We start from the raw sequence: 14,420 nt of genomic DNA, 5'->3' as shown, positions 1-14,420 counted from the left end.
CGTCAGTTAGTTTCTCCGTAGCCGCCCGCACCGTAGCCCAGTCCCCCGTAGTCGTCCGCTCTGTGCGTCACGAAGTCGATCCAGTTCACGTCGATGCCGGAGCCGACCGCCTCCAGGCGGAGGATCTGCTTCTGGTCGCTCTCGATCGAGACGCCCGTGAGAGTCGCCGTCTCCCAGGTCGTCCAGCCGCCGGTGTTGGGCACGTCGACGGTGCCCAGTTCCGTCCCGCCGAGCGAGACCGAGAGTTTCCGGCCGGAACGGGCCGACGCGACCCGCACCCGGATGTCGTAGGTCCCCGGCGTGGGGTCGACGGTGTACTCCAGCCACTCGCCGTCCTGGAAGTAGCCGACGTTGTACGCGCCCGAGGAGTCCTGCGTCTCCCGGATGTCGACGTCGCCGTCGCGGTAGGTGGTGTCGTACTCGTTGCCGTCGCTCGTGTCGTGGTAGGCCGTCCCCTCCCCGCCCAGGTCGTAATCTTCGGCCTGGACGCGACCGGGGATGGCCCTCACGGTCTCGAACGGGCGCTGACCGGTGGGACTGTCAGAGCCGCCGTCGGAACCGCCATCAGAGCCACCGTCAGAGCCGCCATCAGAGCCACCGTCAGATCCGCCGTCGGAGCCGTCGCTGCCGACCGGCTCGAACTCGATCCAGTTCACGTCGATACCGGAGCCGACCGCCGCCAACCGGAGGACCCGCTGGCCCCCGGTGTCGATCCTCACGTCCTCGACGGTCGTCGTCTCCCAGCTCCGCCAGCCGCCGGTGTTGGGAACCGCGACGGTCGTCAGGGCCTGTCCGTCCAGGGAGAGCGCGACCTTCCGGCCGTCCCGCGGGGTCGCGACCCGGAGGTGAACGTCGTACCGACCGGGTTCGACCTCGGCGGTGTAGTCCAGCCACTCGCCGTCCTGGAAGTAGCCGACGTTGTACGCGCCCGAGGAGTCCTGCGTCTCCCGGATGTCGACGGCACCGTCGCGGTAGGACGTGTCGTACTTGTTCTCGGCCGTCGTCTCGTGGTAGCCGAACCCCTCGCCGCCGGTGTCGTGGTTCTCGGCCTGGATCCGGCCGGGGATGTTCGCCGGCGTCCCCTGGAACGCGCCCGAGAGGGCGACGCCGGCGAACTCGATCCAGTTGAAGTCGATGCCGGAGTCGAGCGCCTCGACGCGGAGGACCTGCTTGCCGCCGCTCTCGACTCGGATATCCTCGGCGGTGACGGTCTGCCAGTCGCGCCAGCCGTCCGTGCTGGGCAGCGTCACCGTCGTCAGTGTCTCGCCGTCGAGCGAGAGCCGGAGGCGGCGGTTCGACCGCGGCGTCGCTACGCGGAACTGGACGTCGTAAGTCCCCGGCGTGGGGTCGACGGTGTACTCCAGCCACTCGCCGTCCTGGAAGTAGCCGACGTTGTACGCGCCCGAGGAGTCCTGCGTCTCCCGGATGTCGACGTCGCCGTCGCGGTAGGTGGTGTCGTACTCGTTGCCGTCGCTCGTGTCGTGGTAGGCCGTCCCCTCCCCGCCCAGGTCGTAGTTCTCGGCCTGGATTCGGCCGGGGAGTTCCGAGACCGTCCCCTCGAAGGGGGACTGCTGTGCCGTCGTCGACGCCGCGGTCGTCGACAGTTCGTACGACGTCGCCTCGGTCCCCGCGTCGGTCACCTGGACGTAGTGTGGCTCGTCGGCCGGTTCGGCCGGCAGGAACACCGGATCGTCCCCGGTGACGTAGGCCTGCTGGACGAGCGACCCGGCGGCGTCGTACAGTGCGATCCCGGCGACCCCTCGGGGGTCCAGCCGAGTGAGTGAGAGCGTCAGGTTCGAGACGCCGGTCGCGTCCAGCGCGTACCAGTCGGAGTCGCCGGTCACCCGCGCCGCGACGCCGTCGCCGATCCCGAGCCCGTCGACGTCACCCGACCGCGGCGGGGTGATCGCGTCGCCGGCGTTCGTCGACAGCGGGTTGTGCGGCGAGAGGGCGTCCGCGAGCGTCGGCGCGCCGCCGTAGCCCGCGGCGGTGCCGCCGCCGTTCCCCCCGGGTAGGACCTCGTTACTGGCGCGGCCAGCGACCGAGGCGACTGCCACGCCGGCCATCTGCAGCCACGTTCGACGTCCGACAGTCGTTGCGTCTCCTTCGTCAGCGTCCTCGTTCGACTCGCCGGTCGACTCCGGCGAGCGGTTCCGTTCTGTGTTTGCCACACCCGGTAGTTCGAGATTACTATAAAATTCGTTGTTACCGGGTGGACCGTGATAGATCCGTCTACGTACCAGTCAGGTCCGCTTGCGTGCCAGCCACCGGCGTCCGAACCGCCGTGTCGTCGGTCGGTTACGGCGGTCGTACCGAGCGCGCTGGTCGCATAGGATCGTCTTACCGGGGAGACGGGCCCGGGAGCGACGGGCGCCCGTGGCAGTCGATCAGCGGCGGTCACGACCCGTCACTTCCGGCCCGAAGCGCCGACGTCTGTCGGCGGGGTGGAACTCCCGTCGCGCTCGCCGGGACCGTACGACACCCAGAGCCGCCAGCAGAACATCCGCGCGAGCAGCGCCGAGAGCGACGGGACGAAACTCCGGTACTGGATGCCGCTCTCCTCGTCCTCGTAGACCGCCCGCATCGGGACGTCGACGATCTGCTTGCCGCTCGCCCGCAGCCGGATCAGGACGTCGTTGAGGAACCCGTAGTCGTTGTACAGCGACCCGACGTCGATGTCGTGGAGCGTCTCGACCGAGATGGCGGTGTAGCCGTTCTGGGGGTCCCGCATCCCGTAGTACCCGCTCGCGACCTTGGTCAGGAGCGTCAGGACGACGTTGCCGAACAGCCGCCAGTTCGACATCGCCGAGCAGTGGTCGCGATCGACCAGTCGGTTCCCCTTCGCGTAGTCCGCGTCACCGTTGGCCACGGGGTCGACGATCCGGTCCAGGATGTCGGCGTCCATCTGCCCGTCGCCGTCCATCGTGGCCACCACGTCGAGTCCCTCGACGAGGGCGAGCTGGTAGCCGGTCTTGACCGCGCCGCCGCGACCGCGGTTGACCGAGTGACGGACCGGGACCACGGTCCGCTCGAACGACCCCGGCCCCTCCGGTGTCAGCGAGACGTCGACGCCGCCGTCGGCCCGCCGGACACCGCCGGCGGCTCCGTCGGGAGAACCCGCCCCAGCGGAGACCCGCTCCGCTTCGGCCCCGTCGGCGTGTTCGAGGATCTCCGTCCACGTCCCGTCCGTCGAGCAGTCGTCGACGACGTAGAGCCTATCGACGAACGAGGGGACCGAGTCGATGACGTCACCGACGAACTCCGCCTCGTTGTGAGCGGGGACGACCACCCCGATGGCGGTCTGTTCGTACATCCTACCGCTCCCCCGGTGGGCCGGCCGGACGCCGGCAGTCCACGGACTGTCCGGCTTTCCCGGTTCGGTTCCGGTCGCCCGCGACCTGTCCGGTGGGCAGGTCCCACCGACACCGCTCGTTTGCCGTGTTCATGGTAGTCCAACTGTCTCCAGCGGCCCGCCGACGTCGGCGGATCGCGTTACCGGTTCGGTCGGTCCATCCGCTGTTTGTTATGCTCATATTTCGACAGGTAGCGGACAGCTACGGCCGAGGAGATCCGGACACGGTGTGCCGGTCCCCCGCGCCGGCGGCCGGTCAGTCGGTCGACTCGCTCGACGCGGTCCCGGCCACGATCCGCGAGTGCGAGCCCACGACCGCCTCGCGCCGCGCCAGCGCACTGAGGTGTGCGTGGCGGTCGACGATGGAGTCGGAGAACGAGCAGTCGTCGATCGTCACCTCCGGGAAGACGACGGTCCGGTGGAGGTCGGAGTCGACGATCTCGGCTCCGTCCATCACGTGGACGGCGTCACCGAGCGAGGAGTTCTCGACCGTCGCTCCCTCGGCGATCATCGTGTCCCCGTCGAGGTGCCACGCGACGGCGTCGAGATAACCCCGCGGCGTCCCGATGTCGAACCACTCGCCGTCGAACGTGAACGCCCGGACCGCGTCCCGCGCCTGGAGCCACTGGAGGAACCGGCCCGGTTCGTCGGGGTCGTTGCCAGCCGCCAGGTAGTCGTCGAGCTTCGACAGCGAGGCCGCCGGGAACCCGTAGCACGCGACCGAGACCAGCGAGCTCGCGGGCCGATCGGGCTTCTCGTGGAACGACGTCACCCGGTCGCCGTCGAGCGAGACGACGCCGTACTCCGTCGCACGACTCCGGTCGCCCAGATCGTAGGCGGCGAGACAGGGGTCGTCGCGCTCGGCGACGAAGTCGACGAACGACGACACGGCGAAGCTGTAGAGGTTGTCGCCGCCGACCACGAGGAGGTCGTCGTCGATCCCCTCCCGGTCGACCAGCCGAGACAGGCCGCCCACGACGCCGAGTTTCTCGGCCTCGGCGGTCGACTCCTCGACGCTGACCGTCGCCTTCTCGTAGGGGCCGTCCGCGACGAACGACCGGACCCGGTCGCCGAACCGTGCGTTCGTCGAGACGTAGACCCGGTCCACGCGGTGTTCCGTCTCCAGCCCCGAGAGGATGCGACCCAGTGGGGTCGTGTCGCCGACCGGCAACAGCGGCTTCGGTCGGTCCCGCGTGATCGGCCACAGTCGCGTCGCGTACCCGCCCGCGAGGACGACCGCTTTCATACGCCTCCCTCCGGTCCGTACCGCGTCACCGCGATGGCGTGTCCAGTCGGCATAGCGCAAGGGACGACGAAGGGAGCCGTTGTTACGTGGCCGCTACTCGGGGCGAGCGTCCTCCGGATCCTCCACCTCTCCGCCGCTCTGGTCGGGACTCGCCCGGTCGACCGCGAGCAGATCCCCAGCCGTCGCCGTGTCGGCGATGGGCCGGATCGACGAACGGACCAGTTCCGCGACCTGTCGGACGAGCTGAGCGTTCCGTTCGACCGGGGTCTCGGGGCCGAGAAAGAGGTTGTCCTCCATCCCCGTCGTCAGATGCGCGCCGAGGAAGAACGCCACCGCGAGCAGGGGGTACTGGTTCGGCCCCGTCGCCCTGACCACACACGCCGCCGTGTCCGGGACGGCCTCCAGCACGGAGCGGACGTGGAGCGGCGACCCGAGCGCGCCGTCGGGAGCACCGAACTTCACCGTCACCAGCGGCGTCCCCGACAGCACTCCGGCCGAGCGCAAGCGGTGGAGTTCGTGGACGTCGCTGTCGCTCGTCACGAGGAGGTTCGGACGGATGCCGCGGGACTGGAGCTCGCCGACGAACCGGTCGACGTCACGCCGGCTGATCGACGACGTCTCCCGGTAGCTGTACTGGGTGGGACTCAGCCGAACGGTGGCGAACGCCGGCCTCGGTTCCCGGTCGAGGACGTCGAGAAAGTCGCCCAGCGGACAGCTCGGATCGGCGGCGTAGTCCAGCAGCACGTCGTCGTCGCAGACGTCCCTGATCGCCCCACCGAACGCCGGAAGCCGCGTGGGGTCGGGTTCCCCGTCGTCGTCGCGTCCGTGGACGTGTACGAGTGTCGCACCGAGCGACGACGACTCGTAGACCTGTTTGGCGACCTCGTCGGGCGTCGTCGGGAGCGCCTCGTTCGTCTCGGTCCCGTACCGGTACCCCGTCGGGGCGACGCCGAGGATCACCTCGTCGCCGCGGATGTAGTCCTCGTATGTCATCGCGCGATGGCTGGCACGGCTCCTCCGTGGACCCTCGCAGCGATAGTAATGGAGTGCCTATGTTCCCCCGTTCACGGTGACGAGACGCACCGCTGGGGGAGACGTTACACGCGGCTGGACGTGGTCGACGACGACCGGCGTCACTCGCGGAGGTCGACGACCGAGTCCTCGCTCGCGACGATGAACGCCTCTTCGAGGAGGTGGTCCTCCTCGGCGGGCAGGAACACGTAGTTGTCGTCCGCCTCGGACTGGATGACCGTGAGGTCCTGGAGCTCGTAGTCGAGGTTCTCGTGCGGGTCGGGGTCGTCGGGCACCTCCTCCCAGTTCGTGTCGGTCAACATCCTCGCCGGTTCGACGTGGAGGTCTTCGTGCCGTGACGCCCTGACGAGCGAGGGGCTCGGAGGTGACCCCTCGCGTGGCTCCGGCCGGTAAGCAGTTCCTTCGTAGCCGCCGAGCAGTCGGTTCCCGTCCGTCTCGGCTGTGTTCGGCGCGTCATACCAGCGTAAGATCGACTTACTGGAAAAGTCGTTGTTACCCGGTACTCCAATCTTCTATGCCAGCTACGTTCAGACTACGTACCAGTCGCCTCCAGTTCGGGTCTCGGCTGTGTTCCTGCGGAGCGGGGTCGCGGCTGAGCGGATCAGCGCCTCCCGGAGCTCACTCGGAGTCCAGACGCGAGAGGAGCGACTCGATCTCCGGGTCACCGAGATACTCGATCCGGTGGGTGTCGGGGTCGTAGTGGATCACACCGGCGTCGTCCAGTTTGGGCAGGTGGACGTGGTGGAGAGCGACGCGCAAGTCCCGGTCCCGGCCTTCGGTCGAGCCGGACGCGTCTGCTCGCTCGGAGAGCGCGGCCGTCAGCGACGCGAGCGTGTGTTCGCGTCGGTCGCCCGACGCGAGGTGGCGCAGGAGGCGGCGGCGACACTCGTCGGCGACGAGCGCGACGCGGGCCCCGTCGAGTTCGTCGCCGTCGTCGGGTGGCCCACCCTCACTCATCGGCCGGTAAGTCGACGTAACCGTGGCGGTAATCCGATCCATCCACGAGATCGTCGCGGTCCCGCATCGGCACCCGTGAGAGTTCGAACATCGGGGAAAGCGACGGTCGACGGACTGGTAGTTATGTAGCTCTTTCGGGGACGCTCGCCCGCGTCGAGTCCGCGAGAGTCACCGCCTACCAGACCTAACAGTGAAATAACAATATGGCGGGCCAGCCCACACGACAGTGGGGAGAGCGCCCACACCGGTCCATCCCTTGCCGACTCACCCACCCCACTCGGCCACGGCGGCCCGATACCCGTCGGCTTCGCCGTGCGCTGCTCTCCCCAGTGCCGCCGACTCTTTCGACGCGAGATAGGTGCGCCTTAGCCGCTGAACCGCCCCACGTGTTTATCACGTCTCTCGGGGCATCGACACGTATCGCTATGAGTACAGTGGACGCGTCCACAGATCTGGAGCGACTGTTGTCCCCCGTCGGGACCGGGCTGTCCGCCGAGCTGTTCGTCCGCTCGCTGGCACCGGTCGGCAGTAAGAGTCGGCAGGAGGACCTCGTCGAGCGGCTGGACGGCCTCAGGGAGGACGGTCGACTCGCGGACCTCCGCGTGACCGTCTGGGGGGACAGCGTCTGTCCCGACGGCGCGCTCGCGGACGTCGGCGGCGGGGCTCACATCGTTCCGACCATCGCGAGCTTCTACGCCCTCGCGGCGAAGCGGAACTTCTCCGTCGCACCGTTCTTCCGGAACGGGACGGTCCGATCGAGCATCACGGACGAGGAGTTCCAGCGGATCGTCCCGCCACAGCGGTGTCTCGCGCTCTCGGACGCGGAGGGGGACCTGGTCGGGGTGTTCCCGTGTCTCGTCGACGACGTCGTCCACACGCCGGAGACCGCGGTCACGTACCTCGAAGCGACCGCCGGAGAGCCCTCGCACGCGCTCGCGGAGGACTCCGCCTAACAGGCGGGGGCGTGTCGCAACAACAGGACACCGTTGTGACCGGCGGCGACGGCCTGTGGGAGCAGAAACGCCGAGAGCGCGGCCAGTCGGTAGCGCCGCCCGACCCGGCGACACAGCAGGAACAACAGCCCGAGCGCGCCGGTCTTCAGTGCGACGAGTCCGCCACCGCCGGCGAGGTCGATCGCCGTTCGCGCGACGGGGTTCGCCTCGGCGAAACACAGCGAGAGACCGACGAGCGTCAGCGCGATGTCCGCGCCGGACGCCCCGAGGACGCCGCCCCAGAGCAGGTGTTCCAGATCGAGTCGGTGGTTCACGACCGGGCGAACCCGCGGCCTGGTGTCCGGGAGCACGCCCTGACAGACCGACCCGACCGTCAAGGTAACGAGCAAGATACCGGACGGTTCCGGCCGTTAGGCGGCGTAAACGGCAGTGGTCGCCGCCCCCGGCTGTCACTCCGGCGGGGTGATCTCGATGCGTCCGATGGCACGGACTTCGATCCAGAAGCCGTCCACGTCGAAGGTGACGCTGACCGACGGGTCTCCCGACTCCACCACGCTGTCGAGCGCGTCCGGGTCGATCGTCTCGTACAGCGGGTCCGCCTCCATCGGGCTGCGGCGGCGAACGGCCGCGATCGACTCCACGACGGCCCTGCTCGCGGCTACCGTGTCCGGGTCGAACTGTTCGATGTACGTGTCGGTCTCCGGGTGATACGTCGGTACCGCGGCGTCGTCGGTCTCCGACCGACCGGAGTCACGCCCATCCGATTGGGCGTCGTCGTCACAAGCCATCTGTTACTCTCCTCACGGTAGCCGAGATATAAATACACTGCAGTTTCGGTGCGAGCGCCGTCGCGGGTGCCGTGGTCACGACGGGCGGCGGCTCCAGCGGCTCCCGACCCCGGGAGCACCGTCAGCGATCCACGCGAGGGCCGTCGCCGCGAGCAGCGACGCCTCCAGCAGGACGTACCGCTGTCCCCCCGGCGTCGCGAGGAGGGCGAGAAACGACGACCAGAGGTCGCCGACCCGAGCGGGGATCGTCGTCGACGGTGCCGGGTCGACCGGGACCGCCGGCCACAGCAGGAACGCCGTGGTCGGCCGCCCGCCGAAGATGACCGGGAAGAGCGCGTCGGCGGGGAGGTGCAGGAGGTAGGCGACGACGAACGCGGCGGCCAGCGCCGTGCGTCCGCGCCACGCCGCCGCCGCGACGACGACGAGTGAGAGCGGGACCGCGAACAGCAGCGAGTGGGCGAGCGTCGTCCCCGACGGGAGAAGCGCCGTGCCCCACCCGAGCGGTTTGTCGACGAGGTCCGGAAACTGCGAGCCGAACGCGACCGCGAGGACACAGCCCGTCCCGGGCCGTTCGCCCCCCGCCGTGCGCCTGAGAAGCGAGTACGCCAAGTAGCCGACCGCGAGGTGGTTCCAGGGCCACACCGTTCTCACCGGTCCCGCTGGGAAGCGTCGTTGATCGGGTTCACGGTGGCCGCTCACCGTCGGGCCCGTATTGTTATGCCGACGATACACCGGACGAGTCGGCGACGGCACCGCTTTCGGACGGTCGACGCTCCGGGTCGCTCGGTGTCGGTAAACGTCCGATTACCGAAAATATAGCCTCAATTACTATCCGCCGACACGGTGTGTGGTGGACTGATGCCAGAGCATCTTACCGAGCAGGAGCTCGAACGGATGGCGGAGTTCGCGAACACGCCGACGTATCTCCGGAAGCCCGAACAGCTGCTCCCCGAGGGGGAGGAGTAGTACGTGTCACTCTTCGAACTCCATCGGTGAGGAGTCGTTTCGCCACCGGAACACCGCGTGGACGACCGTCAGCAGGACGAACGCCCCGACGACGACGGGCGCGACGACGGCGGCCTGTACCAGTCCGGCCGCCGAGGCGACGATGAACACGAGACTCAGCACCGCGAGCGCGAGGTAGTACCGGTACCACGCCGGGCTGTCGGGCTCTTCCCCCAGGTAGCGGTCGATCTCCGAGGCCTTCCGAGCGATTGCCACCTCGCCGGAGTCCTCGTCGTAGTCGACGAGTCCGGAGTCGGCCAGTTTCGGGAGGTGGGTCTGGTACAGTGAGACGTACACCCGCTTTCGCTGCTGTGTAGAGAGTTCCTCGACCGTCGTGTCGTTCTCCCACGCAGCGACGTGTTCGGCCAGTTCCGTCAGCTGGATGGGGGACGACTCCTGACGCAGGAAGTACAGGACGTATCGTCGCCGGGGGCTACTCAGGATATCGAAGACGCGGTCACGTGAGAGTGATGTGTTGTTCTGATCCATCGCATCCATCGCAGCGGTTGGTAGGTGAACGGTTCGAATCGACGCCGTCCGGGCGCGGCACGAACGTACCGATTCGCGGAGACACATTTGTTACAGCGTCGTTACCCAGGGGACAGTGGTGGTTACTGCCGTTATGAACGGATCTCGGATGGCGACGACGGGCCGGGTGATCGACCCCGATCTGTCAGACCGATTGGAGTGCGGTCTCCTCGGGGTCGGAGAAGAGGTCGGCGACGCGGCGGACGCGCTCGGTCCGTTCGTGGGCGTTCTCCAGCAGCACCGTCTCGCTGGGGAACAGTCGCTCGCCCAGTTCCAGTCCGTGGTCCCGGGCGGTCGACCCGGTCACGGTCAGGTAGACCCCGATCCCGGTCGCGGCGATATCGGCTTCTTCCTCGTTGCCGTCGTCGGGGTAGGTGAAGGTGACGTCGTCGAGGGCGGCCGTCCCGAGGACGGCCTCGACCAGCCGCTCGTATCGCGGCGAGATACAGAGCTCCCCCTCGTAGTTCGCGACGAAGGTCCGGTCGAGCGGCCGGTCCTGCGCGTCCGCGACGGTGGGGGTCGCGAGCAGCGTGTGGTAGACCGTGTCTCCCAGTCCGGTGACGACCCGGACGTCGGTGTCGAGGGGGTCGATGCGGTCGTTGATCTCCGCGATACTCGTCAGTGCCTCGTCCCGGAGCTGGACCACTTCCTCCAGCACCAGGTCGGCGCTGTCGAACCCGAGCGCGAACTCGTGGGTCCGCAGCGCCCGGAACGGCTCCTCGCGACCGACCAGCTGGACGTCCCCGTGGTCGGTCGGGACCGTCACGCTGTCGAAGACCACGCGCCGGGGCATCCCGTCACGGTCGTCCCGCAGGAGCGTGTACTCCGGCTCGGTGGGGTCCGCGAGCGTGGAGTAGTCCGCGATCCGCCCGTAGACGTCGGCGTCAGCGGTCTGAGTGCCCTTCGTGACGGCCTTCTCGTAGCGCAGCGTCGAGATGATGTCGTCCGCCCAGTCGGTGGTTCCGGTGCGGGCCGCGAGCCGTTCCAACACGGCTTCGAGAGGCCGTCCCTTCCGGGGGACCGCCACTCTGGTGGTCGTCATTACCGGTGACCAGCGGAGGGACGGATAAAACCAGTTCGGTTGTTAGGTGCCGCCGATGACCGACGAGAGCTGGTCGCGCCACTCGTTGAGCTCCTGGATCTCGGACTCGAGTTCGGAGATGCGGTCGTCGAGCTCCCCGTCGCCGATGTCCTCGCGGACCGACTCGATCTCGGCCTCGACCTCGTCGAACTGGTCCTCGAACCGGTCGAGTTCGGACTCGATACCGTCGACCTCCTCCTCCACGCCCTCGACGGTCGACTGCATCTCCTCGACCTCGGCGTCGAGTCGGTCCACGTCCTCGGAGGCGGACTCGGCGGTCGACTTGGCCGACCGGATCTCCTCCTCGAAGGCGGCGAGCTCGCTCTCGAAGCCGTCGAGGCGGGACCGGAACTCCTCGATCATCTGGTCCCCGGTGCCGTTGTCCGCGAGGAACTCCTCCAGCGCGTCCGTGTACGCCCGCAGGTCCGACACGTCGCTCTGGATGCGCTGGATACGCGCCTCCTCGACGCCGGAGGTGTCGCTCTCCCCGTCGTCGTCCTCGGCGACGGCGTCGAGGGCACGCTGGAGCAGTTTCACGTCCTCCTTGGAGACGTCGCTCTGTCGGATCTCGTCGGCCATCGCGGCCACGACCCCCTCCTCGACGTCCACCTCGGCGTCGTCGGTCGCCTCCGCGCTCTCGTCCGCCGCGCCGTCCCCGGCGGGTTCGTTGGGGTCGTTCAGGTCCAGCGTCTCGATGTCCTCGTCGTCGTCCTCGTCGAGCCCGGGGACGCTGTCCGCGTCGCCGGCGATGACGTCCCTGACCGCGTCGTCGCCGTTGCCCACGATGTCGCCGCCGCTGTGCTCGCCCTCCAGCGGCGGGTCGACGGAGACGATCTCTGGTTCGGTGAGGAACTTCTCGACGTCGTCGGTGCCGGTGGCCCGGATGCCGTACACGGTCGTGTAGTCCGCCTCCGGCTCGATCTCCCTCTCGAAGGCGATACGGTCGTCGTTGATGTCCCAGTACTCGGAGCCGTACTCCGGGTGGAAGCCCAGGTCCTCGACGGCCACGTCCTCCGGCACCTCGTCGACGAGTCTGAGTCGGACCGCCTCCGAGCGGTCGGACCGGACGTTGAACGCGATCGCCGGGACGGGGAACTCGTCGGCCTCGAACCGCTTGGTGACGGCGATCCCGTCCGAGGCGACGGTAATCTCCTCGTACGTTTGTGAGTCGCTCATGTGTGGTACTCCATAACCCGCCGGTATTAAAGCTACTCCGCCGATCTCAAATATTGATACAGTAACAGGTGAGCGGTGCTACAGGTCCACTCGGTCGCCGATCTCGGCGATCTCCAGCGTCGTCGGGTAGTCGAAGCTGCTGGCGTGGTTGTGCAGCACCGTCGGCTCGGTCGTCATTCCCTTCCACATGTCCCAGTGACTCGGGAGCAGTCTGCCCAGTCGGAGTTCGTTCGCGGCCTCGACGATCGTGTTCTCGTCGTTGTACCACTTCGTCCGCCGGGGCTCGCCGGTCTCGCTGTCCTCGATCATCCCGACGGTGCCAAACGCCAGCACCCCGAGGTCGATGTCGTAGGCCTCGCCGACCGCCTCGAAGTCGCCGGGGCGGGCGTCGCCGCCGTGGAAGAAGGTCCCGGCCTCGTGCTCGAAGACGTAGGAGACGGGGTGTTCGGCGTCGGGGTCGTTGGCCGGTTCGACGTGGATCGTCAGGTCGCCGACCTCGACGGTGTCGCCCTCACCGACCTCGTGGAGCTGGTCGTCCGTGACCGCGTAGTTCTCCAGCCACGCCTCCTCCCTGACGACGTCGTGGCCGCTGTCGGTGGTGTAGTAGTCCGCGCCGGTGCCGGCGAGGATGGGGGCCTGCGAGGGGCCGTGGACGTGGTCCGTGTGCTCGTGGGTCCCCAGGACGGCGTCGGCCTCCGTGACCTCCGCGGGGTCGAACGGCACCGGGATCATCCGGACGGTCCGCGGCGGGTCCCCGATCCCCAGGTAGGGGTCGACGAACACCGTCGTGTCGCCGCTGGTCTTGACCACGAACCCGTTACAGCCCAGATACCAGACCGCCAGCCCGTCGGGGTCGGCGTCCTCGACGGCGCGCAGCAGCCAGTCGTCCCAGTCTGAATCGACTGTCATAGGCGACCCTGCGGGTGGGGGTGGCTAAGTCGTTACGGACCGCCCGAGAACTCCTCGATCCGGTCGTCGCCGTACTCGACGTCCGCGACGGCCGGCAGCGAGCGCAGCGACTTCGAGAGCGCGAAGTAGGCCGTCCCGACGAAGTTCGCGGCCCCGACGGACAGCACGACCGGTACCGGGCCGACGACGGCGGCGGCGGCCCCGCCGACGAGGGACCCGATCGGCGTCGCGACGCCGTTGATTGTCGACATCGAGCTGGTCACGCGGCCGAGCTTGGCCTCCGGGACGACCGTCTGGACGAGCGTGTCGAACAGCACCTTGTTGCCGCCGGAGTGGACGATCGCCAGCGCGAAGAACGCGACGATGGCCGGCGTCCACGTCGACAGCGCGGCCCCGACCCAGGCGATCCCCGTCAGCGCCGTCCCGCCGAGCATCCAGTAGCCGTAGGGGACCCAGTCCAGTCGGGCCGACGCGACCGAGCCGATCAGCGCGCCGGCGGCCAGCGCCGACAGGAGGACGCCGTAGAGTCCCGACCCGCCACGCAGGCCGGCGTAGGCCGGTAGGATGGCGAGCATCATCCCCATCGCGAAACTGATGAACACCTGCGGGGCGAGCACCGGGACGAACGCCGTCCCGCGGAGGTACGCGAGTCCGTCGCGGAAGTCGTCGGTGTAGCGGTCGACCCGCTCGCGGACCGACTCGTCCGCGCCGTCGTCGCCGTCCGGCGCGCCCCCGAGGTCAGTCCCGCCGTCGGCGGTCGCCGCCCGCCCGTCTCCCCCCGCTCGCTCGGGGAGCGTCAGCCCGAGAAAGAGCAGGATCGCCAGCGCGAAGGTGCCGGCGTCGACGACGAACGCACCCACCGCGCCGACGGCCGCGAGGCCGACCAGCACCCCGCCGACGGCGTTGAAGGCCATGTTGACGCCCTCGTGGGCGGTGTTGAACACGGCGTTGGCCGTCGAGAGGTTCTCGCGGTCGACCGCCCGCGGCAGCGCGGCCGACTGCGCGGGGTAGGTGACGAGGTTCAGCAGCGACGCGAGCGGGATGACGACCAACACCAGTTCGACGCGCAGGACCCCGAGCCACGCGGCCAGCGGGATCGTCAGCACGAGCAGGCCCTGCGCGGCCTGCGTCACCACGAGCACCCACCGGATCTCCAGGTCGTCGACCATCGGCCCGACGACGAACTGGAGCATCCCCGGGGCCATCACGAGGAAGGATGCGATCCCGGTGTAGACCGTCGACCCCGCCAGGTCGTGGACCAGCCACAGGGCCGCGACGTAGTAGATGCTGTCGCCGGCGTTCGTGACGAGGCGGCCGGCGAGCAGGCGGAGGAACGTCCGGTTCGTCAGCAGGGTGCGCACGAACGGAGTCGCCCGGCCGACGTAATATCTGT

Annotated in this window: 15 protein-coding genes; 1 reads left to right on the top strand and 14 read right to left on the bottom strand. The window is 68.6% G+C overall.

The window, feature by feature from the left end; all coding sequences use genetic code 11:
- Positions 1-2 precede the first annotated feature (2 nt).
- The 6 genes from P0592_RS15120 to P0592_RS15095 all read right to left on the bottom strand — a co-directional run bounded on the left by P0592_RS15120 (position 3) and on the right by P0592_RS15095 (position 6,587).
- Positions 3-2,171, bottom strand: a complete 2,169-nt coding sequence (locus P0592_RS15120) for a carbohydrate-binding domain-containing protein (RefSeq protein WP_276271739.1) — start codon at positions 2,169-2,171, stop codon at positions 3-5.
- A 236-nt stretch (positions 2,172-2,407) separates the two neighbouring features.
- Positions 2,408-3,313, bottom strand: coding sequence for a glycosyltransferase family 2 protein (locus tag P0592_RS15115; protein ID WP_276271738.1), 906 nt, complete (start codon positions 3,311-3,313; stop codon positions 2,408-2,410).
- A gap of 295 nt (positions 3,314-3,608) precedes the next feature.
- Positions 3,609-4,598: a nucleotidyltransferase family protein gene (locus P0592_RS15110; protein WP_276271737.1), complete on the bottom strand. Its 990-nt coding sequence runs from the start codon at positions 4,596-4,598 to the stop codon at positions 3,609-3,611.
- A 93-nt stretch (positions 4,599-4,691) separates the two neighbouring features.
- A complete protein-coding gene (locus P0592_RS15105) occupies positions 4,692-5,591 on the bottom strand; it encodes a 3-keto-5-aminohexanoate cleavage protein (RefSeq protein WP_276271736.1) in 900 nt (299 codons plus the stop codon).
- 140 nt (positions 5,592-5,731) lie between these two features.
- A complete protein-coding gene (locus tag P0592_RS15100) occupies positions 5,732-5,932 on the bottom strand; it encodes a hypothetical protein (RefSeq protein ID WP_276271735.1) in 201 nt (66 codons plus the stop codon).
- 316 nt (positions 5,933-6,248) lie between these two features.
- Complete coding sequence (locus P0592_RS15095; protein WP_276271734.1) at positions 6,249-6,587, bottom strand: DUF7344 domain-containing protein; 339 nt, start codon at positions 6,585-6,587, stop codon at positions 6,249-6,251.
- Between the two features lie 425 nt (positions 6,588-7,012).
- On the opposite strand from P0592_RS15095, the gene P0592_RS15090 reads away from it, so the two are divergent.
- Complete coding sequence (locus P0592_RS15090) at positions 7,013-7,540, top strand: HTH domain-containing protein (RefSeq protein ID WP_276271733.1); 528 nt, start codon at positions 7,013-7,015, stop codon at positions 7,538-7,540.
- On the opposite strand, the gene P0592_RS15085 is transcribed toward P0592_RS15090, so the two are convergent.
- From P0592_RS15085 to P0592_RS15050, 8 genes are all read right to left on the bottom strand, one after another.
- Positions 7,537-7,854 (bottom strand): DUF5658 family protein, encoded by a 318-nt coding sequence (locus P0592_RS15085; RefSeq protein ID WP_276271732.1) that lies wholly within the window; start codon positions 7,852-7,854, stop codon positions 7,537-7,539. The two genes, P0592_RS15090 and P0592_RS15085, sit on opposite strands and share 4 nt — an antisense overlap.
- Before the next feature lie 135 nt (positions 7,855-7,989).
- On the bottom strand, positions 7,990-8,328 hold the full coding sequence (locus P0592_RS15080) for a HalOD1 output domain-containing protein (RefSeq protein WP_276271731.1): 339 nt from the start codon (positions 8,326-8,328) through the stop codon (positions 7,990-7,992).
- A gap of 75 nt (positions 8,329-8,403) precedes the next feature.
- Complete coding sequence (locus P0592_RS15075; RefSeq protein ID WP_276271730.1) at positions 8,404-8,979, bottom strand: metal-dependent hydrolase; 576 nt, start codon at positions 8,977-8,979, stop codon at positions 8,404-8,406.
- 321 nt (positions 8,980-9,300) lie between these two features.
- Positions 9,301-9,822, bottom strand: coding sequence for a DUF7344 domain-containing protein (locus P0592_RS15070; RefSeq protein WP_276271729.1), 522 nt, complete (start codon positions 9,820-9,822; stop codon positions 9,301-9,303).
- Positions 9,823-10,006: 184 nt separating this feature from the next.
- A complete protein-coding gene (locus P0592_RS15065) occupies positions 10,007-10,903 on the bottom strand; it encodes a phosphoribosyltransferase HisG-related protein (protein WP_276271728.1) in 897 nt (298 codons plus the stop codon).
- Between the two features lie 42 nt (positions 10,904-10,945).
- A complete protein-coding gene (locus P0592_RS15060) occupies positions 10,946-12,118 on the bottom strand; it encodes a coiled-coil domain-containing protein (protein ID WP_276271727.1) in 1,173 nt (390 codons plus the stop codon).
- Between the two features lie 78 nt (positions 12,119-12,196).
- Positions 12,197-13,027: an MBL fold metallo-hydrolase gene (locus P0592_RS15055; protein WP_276271726.1), complete on the bottom strand. Its 831-nt coding sequence runs from the start codon at positions 13,025-13,027 to the stop codon at positions 12,197-12,199.
- A gap of 32 nt (positions 13,028-13,059) precedes the next feature.
- The gene (locus P0592_RS15050; RefSeq protein WP_276271725.1) at positions 13,060-14,388 is read right to left on the bottom strand and encodes an MFS transporter; all 1,329 of its coding nucleotides are present in this window, start codon (positions 14,386-14,388) and stop codon (positions 13,060-13,062) included.
- Positions 14,389-14,420 lie beyond the last annotated feature (32 nt).

The sequence above is a fragment of the Haloarcula litorea genome (assembly GCF_029338195.1).
Taxonomy (GTDB): domain Archaea; phylum Halobacteriota; class Halobacteria; order Halobacteriales; family Haloarculaceae; genus Haloarcula; species Haloarcula litorea.
This window is presented reverse-complemented; position numbering and strand designations above follow the sequence as displayed.

Bases quoted from the DNA above. Each gene is read 5' to 3' on its own strand.
- P0592_RS15090 (WP_276271733.1), top strand. From the start codon at position 7,013: ATGAGTACAGTGGACGCGTCCACAGATCTGGAGCGACTGTTGTCCCCC.
- P0592_RS15080 (WP_276271731.1), bottom strand. From the start codon at position 8,328: ATGGCTTGTGACGACGACGCCCAATCGGATGGGCGTGACTCCGGTCGG.
- P0592_RS15070 (WP_276271729.1), bottom strand. From the start codon at position 9,822: ATGGATCAGAACAACACATCACTCTCACGTGACCGCGTCTTCGATATC.
- P0592_RS15065 (WP_276271728.1), bottom strand. From the start codon at position 10,903: ATGACGACCACCAGAGTGGCGGTCCCCCGGAAGGGACGGCCTCTCGAA.
- P0592_RS15095 (WP_276271734.1), bottom strand. From the start codon at position 6,587: ATGAGTGAGGGTGGGCCACCCGACGACGGCGACGAACTCGACGGGGCC.
- P0592_RS15060 (WP_276271727.1), bottom strand. From the start codon at position 12,118: ATGAGCGACTCACAAACGTACGAGGAGATTACCGTCGCCTCGGACGGG.
- P0592_RS15110 (WP_276271737.1), bottom strand. From the start codon at position 4,598: ATGAAAGCGGTCGTCCTCGCGGGCGGGTACGCGACGCGACTGTGGCCG.
- P0592_RS15105 (WP_276271736.1), bottom strand. From the start codon at position 5,591: ATGACATACGAGGACTACATCCGCGGCGACGAGGTGATCCTCGGCGTC.
- P0592_RS15115 (WP_276271738.1), bottom strand. From the start codon at position 3,313: ATGTACGAACAGACCGCCATCGGGGTGGTCGTCCCCGCTCACAACGAG.
- P0592_RS15100 (WP_276271735.1), bottom strand. From the start codon at position 5,932: ATGTTGACCGACACGAACTGGGAGGAGGTGCCCGACGACCCCGACCCG.
- P0592_RS15055 (WP_276271726.1), bottom strand. From the start codon at position 13,027: ATGACAGTCGATTCAGACTGGGACGACTGGCTGCTGCGCGCCGTCGAG.